We start from the raw sequence: 17,665 nt of genomic DNA, 5'->3' as shown, positions 1-17,665 counted from the left end.
TTTTGAAAGGTTTAAAAAAATTGCTTATACGTAGTACTTTATTTATAATGACTACATTCATATTCATACACACATCCTATTGTATATTCGTTAATTTTGCGAAATAATAAAGGATAGAAGTATGTACCATTATACATATAAACTTAATTACCGCTTTAATATGAATAGGAGGAAACATAATGACATTACAAGAACAGATTATGAAAGCATTACATGTTCAGCCTGTAATTGATCCAAAAGTTGAAATTCGTAAACGAGTTGATTTCTTAAAGGATTATGTAAAAAAAACAGGTGCAAAAGGATTTGTACTTGGTATTAGCGGCGGACAAGACTCTACATTAGCAGGACGCTTAGCACAACTTGCAGTTGAAGAAATTCGTAACGAAGGTGGTAATGCAACGTTTATCGCCGTGCGTCTTCCTTATAAAGTACAAAAAGATGAAGATGATGCACAATTAGCATTACAATTCATTCAAGCAGATCAATCTGTTGCATTTGATATTGCTTCAACTGTTGATGCTTTTTCAAATCAATATGAAAACTTATTGGGTGAATCATTAACAGATTTCAATAAAGGTAACGTGAAAGCACGTATCCGTATGGTTACTCAATATGCAATTGGTGGACAAAAAGGGCTACTTGTTATCGGAACAGATCACGCTGCAGAAGCTGTAACAGGGTTCTTTACAAAATTCGGAGATGGTGGTGCAGATTTATTACCATTAACGGGATTAACGAAGCGCCAAGGACGTGCATTATTACAAGAGTTAGGTGCAGACGAGCGACTTTACTTAAAAATGCCAACAGCTGATTTATTAGATGAAAAACCAGGTCAAGCTGATGAAACAGAGTTAGGTATTACTTATGATCAATTAGATGATTATTTAGAAGGTAAAGCAGTTCCAGCTGACGTTGCAGAGAAAATTGAAAAACGTTACACAGTGAGTGAGCATAAAAGACAAGTACCAGCGTCAATGTTTGATGATTGGTGGAAATAAATTAAACATAAAAAAGAAGCTAATCTTCATTTAGCTTCTTTTTTATATGTTAACGATATACCCCTACTCTTTTCTCCAATAAATCTTGCAGGCAATCTTCATGTTGTTTACAAAATAACGGTGGCATGTCGTCTAACGGGAAAAACTTCAAATCCAGCGTTTCATCACCATCTACTTTTTTGTCACCTCCAACTATTGAGAATGAAAAGAACATCACAATTGACTGAGCCTTGTCTCCATTTGGATATGATTGAAAATATTTTGTATACACTCCAATAAGCTCATTTATTTCTACATCATACCCGGTTTCTTCTTTTATTTCTCGGATTGCAGTTTCCGCAGCTGATTCTCCTATCTCCATTGCACCACCTGGAAATCCCCAAGCGTTAAAGTCTCCTCTTTTTTGCAGTAATACTTCTCCTTCTTTATTAAATACACAACCACCGGCAAAGTTTAAGAAAACATAATCATGTCCTACTTTTTCACGTAATTCTTTTATATAATTGGCCATTCTCTTTCCCCTTTTCATACCTCTTCTATCGCTATTTCTTATCTTTTTCAAGCAATTCAATGATTCGATCTAGCTTCTGGTTCATATTAATCACGTGGTGTTTCTTTGCAGCACTGCTTTGTAATACTCTTCTAATAAACAAAGTAAATGATATGAAAAACAAAACGATAAGTCCGATTACTAAACAAGTATATATCAATGTAAAAATATTACTTTCGAACAAGTTCATTCCACATTCACATCCTTATCCATTTATTCTATCACACAATTCTTAATATTCAAAAGCAATCAATTAATAAAAAAAGCACCTTTTACAGATGCTTTTTCCCATTGCTTAATACGTAAATGTAATTGTCGCTAATGAATAACCCGCCAATGCACTGTAAGGCGCTACTTGATAAGACACACGCTTTGCACCTTTTGGCCAATTTATTTCATTTAATACTTTCTTTATATCTTGCATCGTTCCATCCATGGACTGCTTATATCGCACTTCTACTTTTTCTGGCTTGGCTGCAAACTGTTGCTGCAACTTTTTCTTAAATTCATTATAATTTTCTGCTCCGTATTCTGCAGATAAGTATTGTAAATTTGTTTCTTTTAACATCTGCTCATATAAGACAGTTTTTGAGCTACCAGCTTTTATTTTATTTGTTAATTCACCAAAATAACTTGTAGTTGCCGCTGGATATTTGCTACGATCCCATTCATGATCTTTACTTAACTGTTCGTCAGACATATTAAAATATGAGTAAGTTACACGCCCTGCTTTATCTGGTACTGGATCATCAAATGTAGTATCTAGGTGATACCATTTGTTTTCAATGTTCACTAAATTCCACGCGTGAGCTTGTCCATTTCCTGTGCCTGTTACAATATGATTTTGAATACCTGCCTCTTTTAACAACTCATACGTTAATAATGTATATCCTTGGCAAACGGCAGAACGATTCGCTAATGCTTCATATGCTGTATACGCTTGATAAGACGTATCATAAGACACATGCTTAACAACGTAATCGTGAATAGCTTTTACTTTCTCATGCTCATCCATCCCTGGTTTTACAATTGATCCAACAATTGATTTCGCCTGAGCTTTTACATATTGAGTTTGTTCTTTTGATTCACGGTATTTTACTTGCAGTGTAAACGTATAGTCCCCTGGCATTCCTTTAATGGAATATCTAGTAGACGCTACATTATATTTTACATACTCATCAGCATCTACAATTTTATTAAACTCACCATACAATTGATCCATAATATTTCTAGCATTTCTATCTTTTGTTTTATATGTGATTGTAATATTTTCTTCTCGATTATCAATCTGTTTTTTTAATTCTTTTCTGAAATCATCTAATAACTTTACATCTGATTGTGCTGTCACTGTAGTCGGATTTGTAGCTGCATAAGATACAGATGACGCTTGTAAGCCTCCCATTACTATAGTTGAACAAAGTGCGGCAGCTGTCACATACTTACTTGTCTTTCCCATCTTGTCACTCCTTATATTCTATAACTATACGAAAAAGTATCGTATAGTTTCAGAGTATACAATACTTTTTCGTATAGGTCATATGAGATTATGCATATTAACTAATTCACATAAAAAGGTTGTTCTTTTAAAAAGAACAACCTTTTTTCATTAGCATGTTTGTAATACGCAGCATGTATTTTCAAAACGTTGATTTTTCAAATCTTCATTACTAATACAGAAATATAGCATCCCTAGTTCTCCCCAAACCATATTACAATTTTTATGATCTGAATCAATTTGGAATAAAAGAGTCATTTGCTGCGGGTCTACTCCCATATATTCTCCCGTCTCATATAACACTTCTTCTTGTACAGAGAATGGCTCACCAAACATTTGATGGTTATCGTAGTTATCCGGAATTAGCTCTTCAAGTAATTGCAAGAAACGATCTGAATCAGCCTCATCTTCAATGAAAAGTTCTGGTAATTTGTATGTCAGTTCAAAAGTAATTGCACACTGGTTATATTTCGCTTGTACTTCATTTCCTCTTCGTAATTGCTCTACAGGAACATCATAATAAAGTACACGCCCACCCTCTGTTAGCTTCACATTTTCTTCAAAATAATTTTCAATGCAAAAGAAATACAGCATCCCCGTCTTAGGAAGATTGTGATCCATACCAACGTTTTGTAAATCACTTAAGTTAAATTGCGCGATAAATTGTAGTGGATTTCCTTTATGCTTTGGATATTCAAATAAAGCTGGTAAATCAGGAACTCCTCCCATTTTCGAACTACCTATCGCAACAGTTTCCTGCTGCTTTGGCACAACTTTTATACAAGGAAATACAGTATTAATAAGTTCCTCTTTCAAGTGTGTTAGTTCATATTTATCAATTAATACTTCAATTTTTTTATTCATAAATTCTCCTTACATTTACATACTTATTTATATCATAGTACAAAGATTATACTTCATTCTTTACAAAATCAACAAGCCTCCAAAAACGGGCTTATCCTTCGTACGCGAACAAGTTTAAAAAAGCATACTATACATTGTTCCTACAAACACGATAGTTCTTTAGTTCTTCCAGTACATTTTCCCCTCGTTCATTTTTATTTTTAATATAAGGAGGAATTCCACATGGGTTACGGATATAGTTGCGGCGGTTACGGTTACGGCGGTAGCTGTGGTGGTTGTGGTTACGGAGGTTTCGCTTTATTAATCGTTTTATTCATCCTTCTAATCATCATCGGAGCTAGCTGTTGGGGCGGCTTTGTAGGCTGCTAGTAAACTTAAAAACCATTGTAAAAAAGCACGTACAATACGTGCTTTTTTGCCATTTCCAAATCTTTTATTTGAAAGGAAGTATGTTTAATGAAGATTGATGGTGTTTTTGAAGGAGGCGGTGTGCGCGGTATTGCGCATGTTGGGGCAATTTGCGCGTTAGCCGAAAAAGGTTATGAATGGGAACGTGTAGCTGGAACATCAGCTGGTGCAATTATCGCGGCACTTTTAGCTGCAGGATATTCTTGTTCAGAGCTAAAAACCATTATAACTGATATCGATTATAACAAATTTACGAAGAAAACCTTTATTGACAAAATCCCCTTTATCGGAAAAGGACTAAGTGCATGGACTACTCTAGGTATATACTCTAATGTATTTATAGAAGAATGGATTGAAGAATTACTTCGAAAAAAAGGTGTTCATTTATTTACTGATTTACCGGATCTAAACAAACTCAAAATCATCGCTTCTGATATTAGTAATGGTAAAATGGTTGTCTTTCCTGACGACTTACCAAACTATGGATTTTTAAATTATCGCTTCTCTATCGCTAAAGCGGTAAGAATGAGTAGTACAATCCCCTTCTTCTTTGAACCCGTAAAATGGAGAACTCCAAAATGGAAGCAGCCTTGTTATATGGTTGACGGAGGAATTCTAAGTAATTATCCAATTTGGATCTTCGATTCACCTACCGCTCCTCGCTGGCCGACTTTCGGATTTCATTTTGTAAAAGATGAGATTCAAGCTGACCCTGCTCACTATAACGAGCCTATTTCTATGTTCAAAGGACTATTTAAAACAATGATGCAAGCTCATGATTTACGTCATTTAGATAAGGAATCAAAAGCAAGAACGATTACAATTCCAACAGGAACGATTACAAGTACTAATTTTGAACTGACGAAGGAAGAAAAAGACTGGCTTTACAATTCTGGTTATAACTCTGCTAATAAATTTTTACAAGCTTGGAACTTTAGGCAATATATTGATGAGTATAGAAAAGGAAATCAAGACCGAAAGACAAATCGATTTTTTCGTCAACTTGACTCATAATATTATTACTTTGCGTATAAATACGAGAACGTTTAACAACTTAATAGTAAATAAGCCTAGTAAATTCTTATATTACTAGACTTATTTACTTCCTATATAATCTCATACATTGTTTAAGGATACGTTAAGCCTTCGGCTTCTTCTGCAGTTATAACTATGTAACGATTTCCCGTTCTTAATCCTAACAGTTCTGCTTTTTCAATCGCCTCTTGCTTCGTCTCCGCATAAGCAGCTAAATATTTTTCTCCATTGATCATTTGGCAAATTACATATTGTTTCATTACTTTCTCCTCTTACTTTTTCATTAGTTGTGCAAGTTTTTTTATACCTATTTCAATTTCTTCTAACGTTGCGTATGAATACGATAGGCGCAAAAATTGATTTGCACTTCTATCATATAAAGTACCTGGGTTTAATAAAACCTTTTCTTGCAGAGCTTTATCAAATAAACTGCGATATGAAATGGGTACTTTTATATGTACCCATATATAAAACCCGCCTGTTGGTTCATGCCAAGTTGCTATTTCACGAAGATATTTATCTAACATTAGTAACATAAAATCTCTTCGTTTTTTCAATTCACTTCTTACAAATCGCAAATGCTCATCATATAGACCATTTGTAAACCACTCTGCTGCAATTTGCTGGGATATAGTGCTTGAACCATAATCTGTTTGCATCTTTATGTCTGACAATCTTTGAATTACTGGCTCGGGTCCAACAATCCATCCAATTCTTAAACCTGGACTAATTACTTTGGACATGCTTCCAATATGTAGTACGATTCCATTTTTATCATAGGCTTTTAAAGGTTTCGAACTAGGTGCATCAAACCATAAGTCTTGATACACTGCGTCCTCTATAATAGGTAATCCAATTTCATTACATATTTCCATCACTTCTATTCGTTTCTTCGCATTCATACTAAAGTTCGTTGGATTATGAAAAGACGGGATTGTATATAAAATAGAGGCATTAAATTGCTTCTTATATTTCTTAATATATGATGTATGTAACCCGCTTTCATCCATTGGGATTCCAATTAAACGTACTCCTGCTGATTGAAAAACATTAAGCGAATATAAATAGGATGGTTTCTCTAATAAGATTGATGCCCCTTTCGAAAGAAGCCCCATAGAAATAAGTTGCAGCGCTTGAATTGCTCCTGAAACAATTAATATAGAGTCAGGAGATACATATACGCCATGCTCCTTTAAGTATTCGGAAATCTTTTCCCTTAAATAAAGATTTCCTTTCGGCTCTTCATACCCAAGCGTCACATTTGACTTTAAAAGGTTATTCATAATTTCTTTCATCTTTTTCTCAGGTAAGAGACTCGGCGCGAGCTCACCTGTTCCTAACCGAATTACATGTGGGTAAAATTCAGCTTGATTAATCTCTTGAATAGCTGGGAGATTCGGATAATGAAGTCCTGTTTCTACATAAGACTGCCAATTAGGCGGGGGTGCGTAAGTTGAAACATTCTCATTATTATTTACAACAATTGTTCCTTTCCTGCCATTCCCTTCAATATATCCCTTCGCAACTAGTTCATCGAAAGCCATTACAATTGTGCTTCGATTCACACCAAATGTATGGGCCAAATCTCTTTGTGAAGGTAATTTCGTTCCAACGGTCCATTCTCCATTAACGATCCTTTCTTTTATATACGTTTCTATTTGTTTATACAGCGGCGTCGCTAGAGACATATCCGGTTTCCAAACGAATCTTTCCATCATATCACCTTATATTCTTTTTGGTTGGTAACCTCCCCAACCATATGGATGGATACAAATTTTCATTTCTTCTATACAATATACACTATCATAATGAATTAAAATAGGAGGTAATATGATGAGTGAAGCAATTATTCATGGTATCATTCTTGCATTTGGACTTATCATTCCATTAGGTGTACAAAATGTTTTTGTCTTTAACCAAGGTGCGAGCCAACCAAACATTTGGAGGGCAGCCCCTGTAGTATTAACTGCCTCTATATGTGATACGTTACTCATATTGATTGCAGTGCAAGGTGTCTCCCTTGTACTCCTTACTTTTTCTTGGCTAACTAACTCATTATATATAATTGGATTTTTCTTTCTCCTATACATGGGCTTTGTTATTTGGAGAAGTAGCCCTTCCAACGATGTAACACAAGAAAAAAGTATGCCCTTAAAAAAGCAAATCCTTTTCGCAGCATCAGTTTCGTTATTAAATCCACATGCTATTTTAGACACAATCGGTGTAATTGGAACAAATTCTATTCAATACATAGGAAGTGAAAAATGGGCTTTCACACTTGCAACTATTATCGTTTCTTGGATTTGGTTTATAAGCTTAGCTTTAGCGGGGAAATTTCTAAAAAGACTAGACTCAACCGGAAAGACAATTTTATTATTAAATAAATTTTCTGGTCTCATCATATGGGGTGTCGCACTTTATATGTTAAAACAAGTTATTTATTCTTAATGAACGAAAGAGAATTGCATGTTACTCAAAACATCATGCAATTCTCTTACAAATTATGAAGTAGGTTCCGGTTTCTGTTTTACCGCCTTTGCATCCTTTGCTGGTTTAATCCAAATGATTGCTATGGCAGCACCAATGGCAGCGAAAATACTAGTCAAATAAAACACTTCATGGTCCGCCCCTTTCATGAAAAAAGAATATAAAGGTGGTCCAGCTGCTACACCGATAAATCGCATTGAACTGTAAAATGACGTAACTGTTCCCCTTTGCTCCTTTTCAATTCCTTGTGTAATGAGGGCATCTAAACATGGGAGTGCCATACCAATCCCTATCCCCATAATAACGAGACAAAGAAGTAGTAAATAAATCCCTTTTATAAATAAAGGAATAATGACTGATGCAGCTGCCATTAAAAAACCAATATAGATACACTTCTTCATAACATTTTGATTATCTCCAATTTTTTTACCGGCCATATATGAACTAAGTGACAGTACAAGTAACGGGATAGCAAGCACACACCCTTTCCATATACCATGAATGTCATACTTTGATTCCAGTATAGTCGACAAATAAAAGAGAATTCCGAATAAAATAAGCATAATAATTGCACCTAATGCAAAAATGGCAATTAACCATCTTCCTTTTTCTCGAAACGTAGACAGAATAGATTTTATAAACTCTTTAAGTGGTGGTACTTCTCCTTCTTGTTTCTTTGCCTTTACTAGAACAAGTAATAAAACAATTGATACTACGCATAAAATTGGAATCGCCCAAAATGGTAAGAACCATACAACGGCAGCAAGAGCAGACCCTAAAATAGGGCTCAGCACTTTCCCAAATGTATTGGATGTTTCTATGATTCCTAAACCTGTACTAACTTGTTTTTCGTCTTTGTATAAATCACCAACACACGGTATAACAACTGGCATTGCACCAGCAGCACCAATACCTTGAATCGCTCTACCAATCAATATCCAATTGTAGGGATTATCAACTTTCCAAGATACCCAACCAGTTATCGCTCCTCCTATAGCTGCAATCAGCAAACTCGGAACCATTACCATCTTTCGTCCCCATCTATCTGATAAATAACCAGCAATCGGTATAAGTAGAATGGCTACGATAGAGTAAATTGTAATAATCATGGATACTTGAAACGATGAAATATGTAATTTCTTTTCAATAGTCGGCAGAATTGGGATGAGCATTGAATTCCCTAATGTCATAACAAGTGGAACTGATGCAAGCGCAATTAAACAACAGTTTTCTTTTTTTAACATGTTGGCTTCGAAACCTTTCATCATATATTTCTTACCATATAATAGCCCCGCTGGAACGTAACTTTTCATTCCACCAGGGCTATTACATCTTTACTACTTCCCATTCACAACAAAAGAAATTGGGGAAATTATAGTATTATTCCTATTCTTTGAATCCAGTTCACAATATATCCATACCAATTAATTGAAAAAAAAAGAAAGGAAGAATCCTTCCTTTCTCCTATAACCTTCTACAATTAGCGAGTATATCCGCCACCAAGTTGTTGTTCTGCCATCGCTACAAGGCGTTTTGTAATTTCACCGCCTACAGAACCGTTTGCACGTGAAGAAGTATCAGCGCCAAGTTGTACACCAAACTCTTGTGCAATTTCATATTTCATTTGATCTAAAGCTGCTTGTGCTCCATGTGATGCTAATTGATTAGAATTACGATTTCTAGCCATTACCAATCACCTCCTTATTTATATATAAATTGTGTTAAATTCAAATTAAAATACATGGAAATTTTTGGTTATTTTTTACCATAAAAAAAGAGCCTCTAAAACGAGACTCTCACATCATTTCACATTACGAAGTTACTACTTCTAATTTTCTATTTATTAATACTTTCATTTCTTCTTTTAATATCTCTTTTGCATTATGTCCAAACCATTCTAAGGAAGCAAAAAGATCCGTACCTCTCACTTCCTGAATAATCTCATCATAATTTACAATACCTTCAAATAACGGAACCATACCAATACGACTTCCTGCTGCAGCATATACATTGTTAGGTTCAAACACATGCAAATAATCCGCTGAAGATATATTCTTAAAATGGTAATGTAGTGTCCACGGCTTTAATCGATGGAAACTGTCTATTGGATCTGCGCCAGACTCCCATATATGAAGAAAATCAAGATTTATTTTTAAATTCGGATGATTTACTTCTTCTAATAGTTCTATAGTAGAAGGCAATGTGTCCGTTAGTGTATTGGGATGTGTTTCTAACAGCACATACATATTGTGCTGAGCAAACACATCACAAATCTTACGTATTCGCTTCACATACTCTTTTCTCTCTTGTTCCGAGAAGTCCTTGCTCCCTTTTTGCCCAGCAAACGTGCGAATTTTATTCGTATTAAACCAATTAGCTAGTACTACAAGTTGTTCACTTTTCTCTATCGTTTTTTCAAAATCTGCTGATAATGATATATTTAAGTAATCACTTATCATCGTAATTTCTAAGTTTTTATCCTTTAGAAAAGTCAATTCTCGTTCTGTCGTTTCGCGTTCTTGTATATACAAATTTTGTGCATGAGTCCCCCACAATTCAATTCCTTCAAAACCGTTTTCATATGCAAATTGAACAATATCAGTAAATGAAATTAATTGATGACGAAATGAAATGGTACATAGCGAATATTTCATAGCATTAAACTCCCCTATCTTAAATTCAGTTAGCTTATTAAAAAGTTGCGACAGACTGATTTGTTTTCATACCTTTCCATGATAGAAACTGTCTCTCTAATTCCTTCTTAATTTGCAGTTCAATTGCATTCATTTCATCCAGTTTTTCAATAATCGATACTAGCATACCTTTATTATTCGTCATTGCCATTTTAATTGCACGATACTGTACATTTGTAAATCCTTGTACAATATCCTCTACCCGATCACACCAATAATCAAATTCTTGCTCCGAATATTGCAACGTTTCACGGAAGTATGCAAAGGCATGCTCATAACTATATTTACGAATTGCAAGTACTGGTATTTGTTTTACTGCTGCTACAAGACCAGAAAGCGCATATCCTTCTTCCTCATTTGCCATTTTTACAATTAAATTTTTCAGTTCCATAGTCAGTTCATTGTCGTTCTTTTTGAATGTTTCTGTGAAATAACTAGCTACTGTTTCTTGCGTTGGCTCCCCAATTCCTTCTATATCAATGAAATAACCTCCACCAAATGGGTTATCTTGAATAGAGTGAAGTACTTTTTCTCTTTCCATATTTCCTTCCCAACGAAAATCAGGATCTAGCATGAACCACTCTTCTTCTTTCTCTGTTTTTGATATCATTAAATAATGTGGAAACGGTTTTTGATGAAATTTATTTTCCCTCTCTGGTAATAGAGACATATCAACCATTACAATGACATAACGATTTCCCGGCTTGTTTTCTACTAATTCTAAAAACGTTTCTACATTGCTATCTTTATCTTTTGCATGATCATACCATTCGTTTACTTTAATACCGTACAATTTTTCAAACCAAAGTAAATAATGATCATGGTTAATGTTTTCAGAGTGATATGAAATAATTCCGCCTTCTGTTATATCAAAATCTCCATCCCATAGTCCAAAATAAAATGGACGAAAATCAATGTCGCTACGCCTTTTTATAATTTCACAAAAACAACTCACTAAACAGTGCACTTTTATTGAAGTCATACTCTCATCCACTTTCCTAAAGGTTAGTTATTCACATTTACTTCTTGTAACTCCTCCATAAAATCAAGCAAAGATCCTACAGTAAGAAATGCCTTTGGATCTACCTCATCCTCTGGAACGCATAGCTTTATATCCATTTCTATGTATACAATAAGCTGTAACATCATTACCGAATCTATATATAAATCTTGATTTAAGCGCATCGTTTCTTCTAAATGCGTTACATTTTTCAGTTCCATTTTTTCTATCATAATTTTTAACACGGCATTCTTTAACGCTTCCCGTCTCATGTTGTAACCTCTCCCATCTCTAGTAACTTTCTACTTACTTTTCCAGTTTTATTTTTAGGAATTTCATTTACACTTTCAATTTCATGGGGAACTTTATAAGAAGGTAAGTGCTGAATACACCATTCTCTTATTTGTACTGGATCAACATGAGAGATCACTTTCGCTTTAACTATTTCGCCCATGACAGGATGTTTCCCTCGATATACAATTGCCTCTTGAACACCTTCCAATCGAAGCATCGTTTCTTCTACCTCTATAGGAAAGACTTTTAATCCCGAAACATTAATTACATCGTCCATACGCCCCATAAAATGAATGCCACGCTCAGATTTATACCCTAAATCTTTCGTGAAGATTTCCTTATCATTCATTTTCACGACGATTTCTTCCGGTGCATTTTCATCTGAACCTATGCTTATACTCGCATGAGGTAAAGGGTTTCCTAAATCTAAATGGCTCTTCATATCATGACATATACTAATACAACCTGCTTCAGAACAACCGTATTGCTGCATCATATATGTTGTCATTTCTTTTAGTTTATAAAATAGTGCTTCTGGCAAAGGCGATCCTGATGTCATAATTTTATGAAACTGGAACGTTCCTAATGGAAAACTCCCCATAATGTGTAACATAAGTGGTACTGCATATATAATATGTTTCTCTGTATTGCGAACTATATTTAATGCGAATTTAGGATTTTTATTCGTAATGATTACAGGCTGGCTCCCCCTCTTAATTGCTGATAAAGTACCACATATTAGTCCGTATGAATGTGAAACAGGAGCCATAACGATTGGCACTTCATCTACTTCACAGTTTAAAGCTTCATTATAAGCGGTAATTTCCGTATCAACTTCCGTCCATGCTCTACGAATTAGTTTCGGTTCCCCTGTAGTTCCAGAACTATATTGCAATAAAGAAGGCTCTTCTAGTAAAAAGTTCCCTACTTCTAATTTTGTAAAATCGCCATATTCTCCATATAAAATTCCTACACAATTTGCACGCTTTGCCATTTCAATAGCTGTTTCTTTTGGTGTATCTTCATGTATAAGTAATACTGATGATTTCTTTTCTTTTAAGAAAAACACAATCGTAATAATATCGAATGGATCTTTCAGACAAAGTGCAAATCTATTTCCTTCTGCTTCTTTAAATTGTTCCATTTCCTCATAAACTTGTAATCTCGATTCAAAATCACTTTTGCTATACTCTTGTTTATTAACGATTAGCATAATTTCCCCCTGTAACAGCTGATTTTTGTTTCATAAGTTGTCTTACTCTATACAATGGATTTGGAACTTCATGAACAAGCCATTCCAGATCCATATATAATCGACGTTTCGTTAATTGTTCAGCATAGAATGTAGGTGCATATAATTGAATATTTTCAAATCTACCTTTCAAATGTGGATATATTCTTAAATGATTTTCAATTTCTTCAACAACCATCATCCAAAAATGTTCTTCTTTCAATCCATATTCATCCGCAAGTACGAATGCTAATTCTCCTAAATTAAACAGGAATAGTGCATCTAACACCATCTCTTGCAAACATTCAATGCGATCCATTTCAAAGAAATCATTCATTTTTCCATTCGCATATGTTTTATGCATTTTAGTAAAGTCGGGACATTTGTCAACCGTTTTCAAATATGGACGATAAAACTCAAGCCCTTCATGAAAATCCTTTAACGCAATACGAACAGGCACCCCTTCTTTATGGACTAGAATCATATTTTGTCCATGTGATTCCAGTGCGATGCCATGCTCTACAACAAGATGTATAACTGGTATTATCGCTTTTTGAATAAGTAATTGTAGCCAATCCTTCATTCCATATTTATTCAACCACGCATCAATAATTGGTGTACCATTTTTCTCTTTAGCGTATAAACCATTAAAAGGAATTGCATCTTCTTGTGCATCTAAATACTTATGAATGCTTTCGCGCCAAATACATCCTAATGAACCATATATAGCTTTTTTATTCGTGTCATACGTTACACTGGAAAACTCATTTAACAAGATTAAACGTGCTTCATCCATTAAATAGGCGTCATTACTTACAACATCATTTAACCAATTTGATATTGCTGGTGCACTCACAACAGAGTATGGTTTCAGCGTACGAAGTGTTGAAGTGTTGAGTAAATTCATCGATAATTTAACGTACGGTTTCTTTGGACTCGTAATATTTCTTAATGTTCTCATTGACTGTTGCGCGCAATAATCGTCCTCAGATGTTCCTAAATAAATAATAAATTTCCCCTGTATATGATCCGCATAATTTGAAATGATGAAATTCACCCACTGCCATGGGTGAACAGGTATAAACACGTACTGTTTTGGATTACATCCCTTATTACGAATTCGTTCCATAAACTCTTCTAATTTACGATCGCCAATCTCCTCTTTTAAAAGGTTGTTATACATCACTTCATTCTCATAACCTACAGTCGCATAATTCTTATGCGCTGCAATCCATATGAGTTTTATTGGCTGCATAAATTCATAACCATATTGAAAATTGTCACGATATTGAAATCCAACACGTGCTTTATAACTAGGATGATATGGATGGCCGTCTATTAAATGGCTTTCAAACTCATCGTAAGATTTTTGAGTATATTCTCTCTTATTATTTCTTTCATATTGTGCAATCGTGTCTTTAAATATTGTTTGTTCTAATTCGTGTATAAAAGAATCTAATTTAGCTTGTTCTACACTAGTAACCCGAAAAACTTCTTCTAGAAATTGCGAGACAGATTGTATTTCTTGCTGTTCATCTTGAACTCTTACTATTAATGAGTCTAACGAAATACGTCCAAATGTCATCCGTTTCCTGCCATAGCATTTGTACGTGACACTTTTGCCTTCTTCATCAAGTCCTTGTATTAGAAAAAGAAGTTGTTCTTCTTTTTCTATGCGAACCGGTGTAATAATCCCCTCATAAATTAACGATTCTACTAATTGACGTAGCACTCTTCTTCGTACTGAAATGTAATCTTCTGATTCGAGCGCCTTCAATACTTTCGTATGATACATGTCCACTCTCATAAAACCCTCCACCTTATGACAAAATACCATTATTTGTATTACGTGAAATTTTAACGTTATTTATGAACGAACAGCCACTTCTCTAACGAGTGGATTATGTACTTGCACATAAATAGCTTGCTCCAATGGATTACTTAACTCATCGACATCGAAAAATCTCGTTAGTAAATTTGCTTTACACGCTAACTTATCTTCGTCCAATAATTCTCTTAAAAATGTAGAAGGTTCCCGGTTATATGGAAGGAATGATTCAAGTACAGACCTTAATTCCGAGAGAAGAATTTCCTCCTTAATTAATCCTGCTGTGCCAAAACCATTAATGAGGCCAAACATATGATTGAAAATTAAGTAGTAACGAAATCTCTCATCCACAATATAGTCGTCATATAAATTTCCAGTACGTTCTCCAATACCAGCTAATTCATTATTAAGCATCTCTTTCATTGAATTACAGAAATAAAATCCTTGATTATCACGGAAATAATATTTGACCGGATAACCATCTTTTAGCTGAACAACGCTATTTTGCTGATGAGCTTCTAATGCAACACCATACTGTAAATACATCCATACCATTGGCTTTAAAGAAATATTCATATATCGTCTAAACCACTCTAAGCTTACTTCTTCACAGCTTTTACTTTCTAAATCTGCTAGGCGATGAATAATATTCGATAACCGCGTACGCTCCCCAGGTATAGCGTCTTGAACTAGCCCAGCAATTAATGTTGCGTCGTTTGCATGTTCACTATAAAAAGGATTCTCACGAATAATCACTTCAAATCCAGATTCTTGTGTTCCATAATTTAATGTAATAAAGGCTGGATCACAAATAAAATCAAATCCTGGAAATCTTTCTCGTACTTCACCAATAGCCGTATTTAACATTTCCTTCCCTTCAAGACCACTCTCAAGTTCTTTCAGTTTATTAATACGCATTGAATTCGTTACTTTCACCGGAAATGAAAACTTAAGCATATACTTCGAATTGGGATGATATAGCGTCCTTAGTGATGATGTTGCCATATAATACTTACCTACAGGACCAATATACTCAAGCAATTCTTGAATTATCCAATCTTGTACGTAAGCTTGATGCAAGAGCCATTCTGCCTGAAGCGGATGAATTGGAATTAATGCATATTGATCTTCCTTACAGTACTTCGCTATAAATTCCTTACTAACCATCTCATCATTACTTAATTCTTCTTTTATAATCGTTGTTGTAGAATCTGATAATAATGATTTTTCATTTACTATACTTTTATGTGCCCGAAAATAATGAAGCTGACATTCCCCTTTTAATTCTGGAGAATACATTGCACTTTTCCAATCCAATATCCCCTGTCTACTCTTTGGTGTAGGATGAGTTAAATGCCCAAATAATAAAGACTGCTCCGCTTCTATAAAAGTTGTATGGAAACCGTATAATGCGGATGTATCTTCTATTCTCTCTTTTGTAAATTCCTCAATATTTTGACAACTACGGATAACTCGAAGCATAAGTTCCGCAGGATTCGTTCCTTCTCCGTAGTTGATCGACATCTCTTTTATTAAAAACGTAATAACTGTAACGTAATCTGCTGTAATAACGGAATTACTATCTCCAATTTGATAATAAAATTGTTCTCCAAACAAATGGCGATCTGTTGATGATTTATATATAACTTCTCCATACAAAGTAACGTTCTGTGCCGATAGCCGACAACATAAATATGTGGGGACTGTATCTTTATTCAACGTATTACTGAAGATACTTTTCATTCTTTCATCCTCTGTAATCCATTCTCCACTCCCTGTTTCTCTTAAATAACAGTTTAAAAAGCTTTGTAATGTTGCATGTTCTGCGATTTGTTTCGCATGCTGCATACTGGTCCTCCTCTTTATATTAAAGCTATCGAAATTTTATATAATAAACGATAATTGAATATCGTTATCAATTATGATTCTAATTGATAATGATATTCAATTCAAGAGTATATTTCAGAATTTTTTTATCAAATTAAATTTTTATTTTTTTCTTTCTTTTCTTTAATCTAGTTAAAAGTACACTAGAAAATTTCTTGCTTTCAAACTAATTACCTACTATTTTTTATTAATCCATTTTTTGATGGATTAATAAAAAGGTACACCAAATGAGGTATACCTTTCCCTATGATATGTTTACATAATATTATTATATGTATAAATCTATATAGCTGTTTGTTTTTGTAACAAATTTAAATCTCTCCAATAATACGCTGTTTCTTCTACCCTTACTCTCTCTAAAAATTTCGTATCAATTTTTTCAGGGTTAAATTTTTCATAAAACTTTTTAGAAGGATTATTCGTAACAACCCAAACTAAAAGTGATTGCATATCACTGTTTATACAATCCGATAATAAAGCTTGAAATAACTTTTGTCCTATTTTCATTCCTTGATACTGTTGTAAAAGGTAGATTGCATATAATTCTCCATCACAATTATATGTACCAGTTCTTTCTACTCCCCCATCGATGAATCCAACTATTTCTCCATTTAAATTCTCTGCTACAAATCTAAATTGATGATTACCTTCTTTTTGAAAAATATCTTCCCATTGTTTTTCTCGTTTCTCATATGCTATATTATCTAGAATTTCGTCAGCAAATATCCCTTTATACGCTGTCTTCCAACTATCAACATGCACCTTTGCTATACCTGGTATATCATCCTTTATTGCTCTTCTAATATGTATTCCCATCATTTCTCCCCCCTTATTACTCATCATTATATCAATTTCATTCCTTAAAAATCCAAATAAAAAAGAGTGAATTTGAACT

The 17,665-nt window shown here is 34.2% G+C and carries 19 protein-coding genes; 4 read left to right on the top strand and 15 right to left on the bottom strand.

The genetic code is table 11. The annotated features are described in order from the left end of the window. Positions 1-179: 179 nt before the first annotated feature. Positions 180-998 (top strand): ammonia-dependent NAD(+) synthetase, encoded by an 819-nt coding sequence (nadE, locus tag QO049_RS12340; protein WP_000174901.1) that lies wholly within the window; start codon positions 180-182, stop codon positions 996-998. Positions 999-1,047: 49 nt separating this feature from the next. On the opposite strand, the gene QO049_RS12335 is transcribed toward nadE, so the two are convergent. The 4 genes from QO049_RS12335 to QO049_RS12320 form a co-directional block, all read right to left on the bottom strand. Continuing rightward, positions 1,048-1,509 (bottom strand): NUDIX hydrolase, encoded by a 462-nt coding sequence (locus QO049_RS12335; RefSeq protein WP_000024999.1) that lies wholly within the window; start codon positions 1,507-1,509, stop codon positions 1,048-1,050. Positions 1,510-1,540: 31 nt separating this feature from the next. Next, entirely contained in the window at positions 1,541-1,738 is a 198-nt protein-coding gene (locus QO049_RS12330) for a DUF4083 domain-containing protein (protein ID WP_001048102.1), read from the bottom strand. A gap of 105 nt (positions 1,739-1,843) precedes the next feature. Beyond that, positions 1,844-3,004 (bottom strand): transglutaminase domain-containing protein, encoded by a 1,161-nt coding sequence (locus QO049_RS12325; RefSeq protein WP_284489282.1) that lies wholly within the window; start codon positions 3,002-3,004, stop codon positions 1,844-1,846. 150 nt (positions 3,005-3,154) lie between these two features. Next, positions 3,155-3,907 carry a YwqG family protein gene (locus tag QO049_RS12320; protein ID WP_001034837.1) on the bottom strand — a complete coding sequence of 251 codons (753 nt, stop codon included), beginning with the start codon at positions 3,905-3,907 and terminating at the stop codon, positions 3,155-3,157. A gap of 222 nt (positions 3,908-4,129) precedes the next feature. On the opposite strand from QO049_RS12320, the gene QO049_RS12315 reads away from it, so the two are divergent. After that, a complete protein-coding gene (locus tag QO049_RS12315) occupies positions 4,130-4,276 on the top strand; it encodes a YjcZ family sporulation protein (RefSeq protein WP_000540425.1) in 147 nt (48 codons plus the stop codon). Positions 4,277-4,363: 87 nt separating this feature from the next. Further along, positions 4,364-5,329: a patatin-like phospholipase family protein gene (locus tag QO049_RS12310; protein WP_000686789.1), complete on the top strand. Its 966-nt coding sequence runs from the start codon at positions 4,364-4,366 to the stop codon at positions 5,327-5,329. Positions 5,330-5,442: 113 nt separating this feature from the next. On the opposite strand, the gene QO049_RS12305 is transcribed toward QO049_RS12310, so the two are convergent. Next, positions 5,443-5,610: a DUF3933 family protein gene (locus QO049_RS12305; RefSeq protein ID WP_000816389.1), complete on the bottom strand. Its 168-nt coding sequence runs from the start codon at positions 5,608-5,610 to the stop codon at positions 5,443-5,445. Positions 5,611-5,622: 12 nt separating this feature from the next. Continuing rightward, positions 5,623-7,065 carry an aminotransferase-like domain-containing protein gene (locus QO049_RS12300; RefSeq protein ID WP_000439399.1) on the bottom strand — a complete coding sequence of 481 codons (1,443 nt, stop codon included), beginning with the start codon at positions 7,063-7,065 and terminating at the stop codon, positions 5,623-5,625. 118 nt (positions 7,066-7,183) lie between these two features. Here QO049_RS12300 and QO049_RS12295 point away from each other — a divergent pair, with 118 nt between their 5' ends. After that, positions 7,184-7,798: a LysE/ArgO family amino acid transporter gene (locus QO049_RS12295; protein WP_001287305.1), complete on the top strand. Its 615-nt coding sequence runs from the start codon at positions 7,184-7,186 to the stop codon at positions 7,796-7,798. Positions 7,799-7,851: 53 nt separating this feature from the next. Here the strand turns inward: QO049_RS12295 and bcbE are convergent, their stop codons facing one another. The 9 genes from bcbE to QO049_RS12250 form a co-directional block, all read right to left on the bottom strand. Continuing rightward, positions 7,852-9,081: a bacillibactin exporter BcbE gene (bcbE, locus tag QO049_RS12290; protein WP_033693874.1), complete on the bottom strand. Its 1,230-nt coding sequence runs from the start codon at positions 9,079-9,081 to the stop codon at positions 7,852-7,854. 236 nt (positions 9,082-9,317) lie between these two features. Beyond that, entirely contained in the window at positions 9,318-9,524 is a 207-nt protein-coding gene (locus QO049_RS12285) for an alpha/beta-type small acid-soluble spore protein (RefSeq protein ID WP_000113545.1), read from the bottom strand. A gap of 124 nt (positions 9,525-9,648) precedes the next feature. Next, the gene (locus QO049_RS12280) at positions 9,649-10,491 is read right to left on the bottom strand and encodes a sugar phosphate isomerase/epimerase family protein (RefSeq protein WP_246962582.1); all 843 of its coding nucleotides are present in this window, start codon (positions 10,489-10,491) and stop codon (positions 9,649-9,651) included. A gap of 37 nt (positions 10,492-10,528) precedes the next feature. Then, entirely contained in the window at positions 10,529-11,512 is a 984-nt protein-coding gene (locus QO049_RS12275; protein ID WP_000200708.1) for a DUF6005 family protein, read from the bottom strand. A gap of 23 nt (positions 11,513-11,535) precedes the next feature. Continuing rightward, complete coding sequence (asbD, locus tag QO049_RS12270; protein ID WP_001250558.1) at positions 11,536-11,802, bottom strand: petrobactin biosynthesis protein AsbD; 267 nt, start codon at positions 11,800-11,802, stop codon at positions 11,536-11,538. After that, the gene (locus tag QO049_RS12265) at positions 11,799-13,037 is read right to left on the bottom strand and encodes an AMP-binding protein (protein ID WP_000909579.1); all 1,239 of its coding nucleotides are present in this window, start codon (positions 13,035-13,037) and stop codon (positions 11,799-11,801) included. Before QO049_RS12265 ends, asbD begins: the two co-directional genes overlap by 4 nt. Then, complete coding sequence (locus tag QO049_RS12260) at positions 13,024-14,862, bottom strand: IucA/IucC family protein (RefSeq protein WP_246962580.1); 1,839 nt, start codon at positions 14,860-14,862, stop codon at positions 13,024-13,026. The genes QO049_RS12265 and QO049_RS12260 overlap by 14 nt, the downstream gene beginning before the upstream one ends. A 60-nt stretch (positions 14,863-14,922) precedes the next feature. Then, positions 14,923-16,731: an IucA/IucC family protein gene (locus QO049_RS12255; RefSeq protein ID WP_246962571.1), complete on the bottom strand. Its 1,809-nt coding sequence runs from the start codon at positions 16,729-16,731 to the stop codon at positions 14,923-14,925. 321 nt (positions 16,732-17,052) lie between these two features. Continuing rightward, on the bottom strand, positions 17,053-17,589 hold the full coding sequence (locus tag QO049_RS12250) for a GNAT family N-acetyltransferase (protein WP_246962569.1): 537 nt from the start codon (positions 17,587-17,589) through the stop codon (positions 17,053-17,055). Positions 17,590-17,665 lie beyond the last annotated feature (76 nt).

It is taken from the genome of Bacillus sp. RB3 (assembly GCF_030164735.1).
In the GTDB taxonomy this organism is placed as follows: Bacteria; Bacillota; Bacilli; order Bacillales; family Bacillaceae_G; genus Bacillus_A; species Bacillus_A cereus.
The sequence above is the reverse complement of the archived record's forward strand: the minus strand, read 5'-3'. Positions and strand labels throughout refer to the sequence as shown.

Excerpts from the sequence above, each read along its gene's own strand:
- QO049_RS12305 (WP_000816389.1), bottom strand. The coding sequence starts at position 5,610 with ATGAAACAATATGTAATTTGCCAAATGATCAATGGAGAAAAATATTTA.
- QO049_RS12325 (WP_284489282.1), bottom strand. The coding sequence starts at position 3,004 with ATGGGAAAGACAAGTAAGTATGTGACAGCTGCCGCACTTTGTTCAACT.
- nadE (WP_000174901.1), top strand. The coding sequence starts at position 180 with ATGACATTACAAGAACAGATTATGAAAGCATTACATGTTCAGCCTGTA.
- QO049_RS12335 (WP_000024999.1), bottom strand. The coding sequence starts at position 1,509 with ATGGCCAATTATATAAAAGAATTACGTGAAAAAGTAGGACATGATTAT.
- QO049_RS12285 (WP_000113545.1), bottom strand. The coding sequence starts at position 9,524 with ATGGCTAGAAATCGTAATTCTAATCAATTAGCATCACATGGAGCACAA.
- QO049_RS12265 (WP_000909579.1), bottom strand. The coding sequence starts at position 13,037 with ATGCTAATCGTTAATAAACAAGAGTATAGCAAAAGTGATTTTGAATCG.
- QO049_RS12275 (WP_000200708.1), bottom strand. The coding sequence starts at position 11,512 with ATGACTTCAATAAAAGTGCACTGTTTAGTGAGTTGTTTTTGTGAAATT.
- QO049_RS12260 (WP_246962580.1), bottom strand. The coding sequence starts at position 14,862 with ATGAGAGTGGACATGTATCATACGAAAGTATTGAAGGCGCTCGAATCA.
- QO049_RS12315 (WP_000540425.1), top strand. The coding sequence starts at position 4,130 with ATGGGTTACGGATATAGTTGCGGCGGTTACGGTTACGGCGGTAGCTGT.
- asbD (WP_001250558.1), bottom strand. The coding sequence starts at position 11,802 with ATGAGACGGGAAGCGTTAAAGAATGCCGTGTTAAAAATTATGATAGAA.
- QO049_RS12295 (WP_001287305.1), top strand. The coding sequence starts at position 7,184 with ATGAGTGAAGCAATTATTCATGGTATCATTCTTGCATTTGGACTTATC.
- QO049_RS12280 (WP_246962582.1), bottom strand. The coding sequence starts at position 10,491 with ATGAAATATTCGCTATGTACCATTTCATTTCGTCATCAATTAATTTCA.
- bcbE (WP_033693874.1), bottom strand. The coding sequence starts at position 9,081 with ATGTTAAAAAAAGAAAACTGTTGTTTAATTGCGCTTGCATCAGTTCCA.
- QO049_RS12330 (WP_001048102.1), bottom strand. The coding sequence starts at position 1,738 with ATGAACTTGTTCGAAAGTAATATTTTTACATTGATATATACTTGTTTA.
- QO049_RS12255 (WP_246962571.1), bottom strand. The coding sequence starts at position 16,731 with ATGCAGCATGCGAAACAAATCGCAGAACATGCAACATTACAAAGCTTT.
- QO049_RS12310 (WP_000686789.1), top strand. The coding sequence starts at position 4,364 with ATGAAGATTGATGGTGTTTTTGAAGGAGGCGGTGTGCGCGGTATTGCG.
- QO049_RS12300 (WP_000439399.1), bottom strand. The coding sequence starts at position 7,065 with ATGGAAAGATTCGTTTGGAAACCGGATATGTCTCTAGCGACGCCGCTG.
- QO049_RS12320 (WP_001034837.1), bottom strand. The coding sequence starts at position 3,907 with ATGAATAAAAAAATTGAAGTATTAATTGATAAATATGAACTAACACAC.
- QO049_RS12250 (WP_246962569.1), bottom strand. The coding sequence starts at position 17,589 with ATGATGGGAATACATATTAGAAGAGCAATAAAGGATGATATACCAGGT.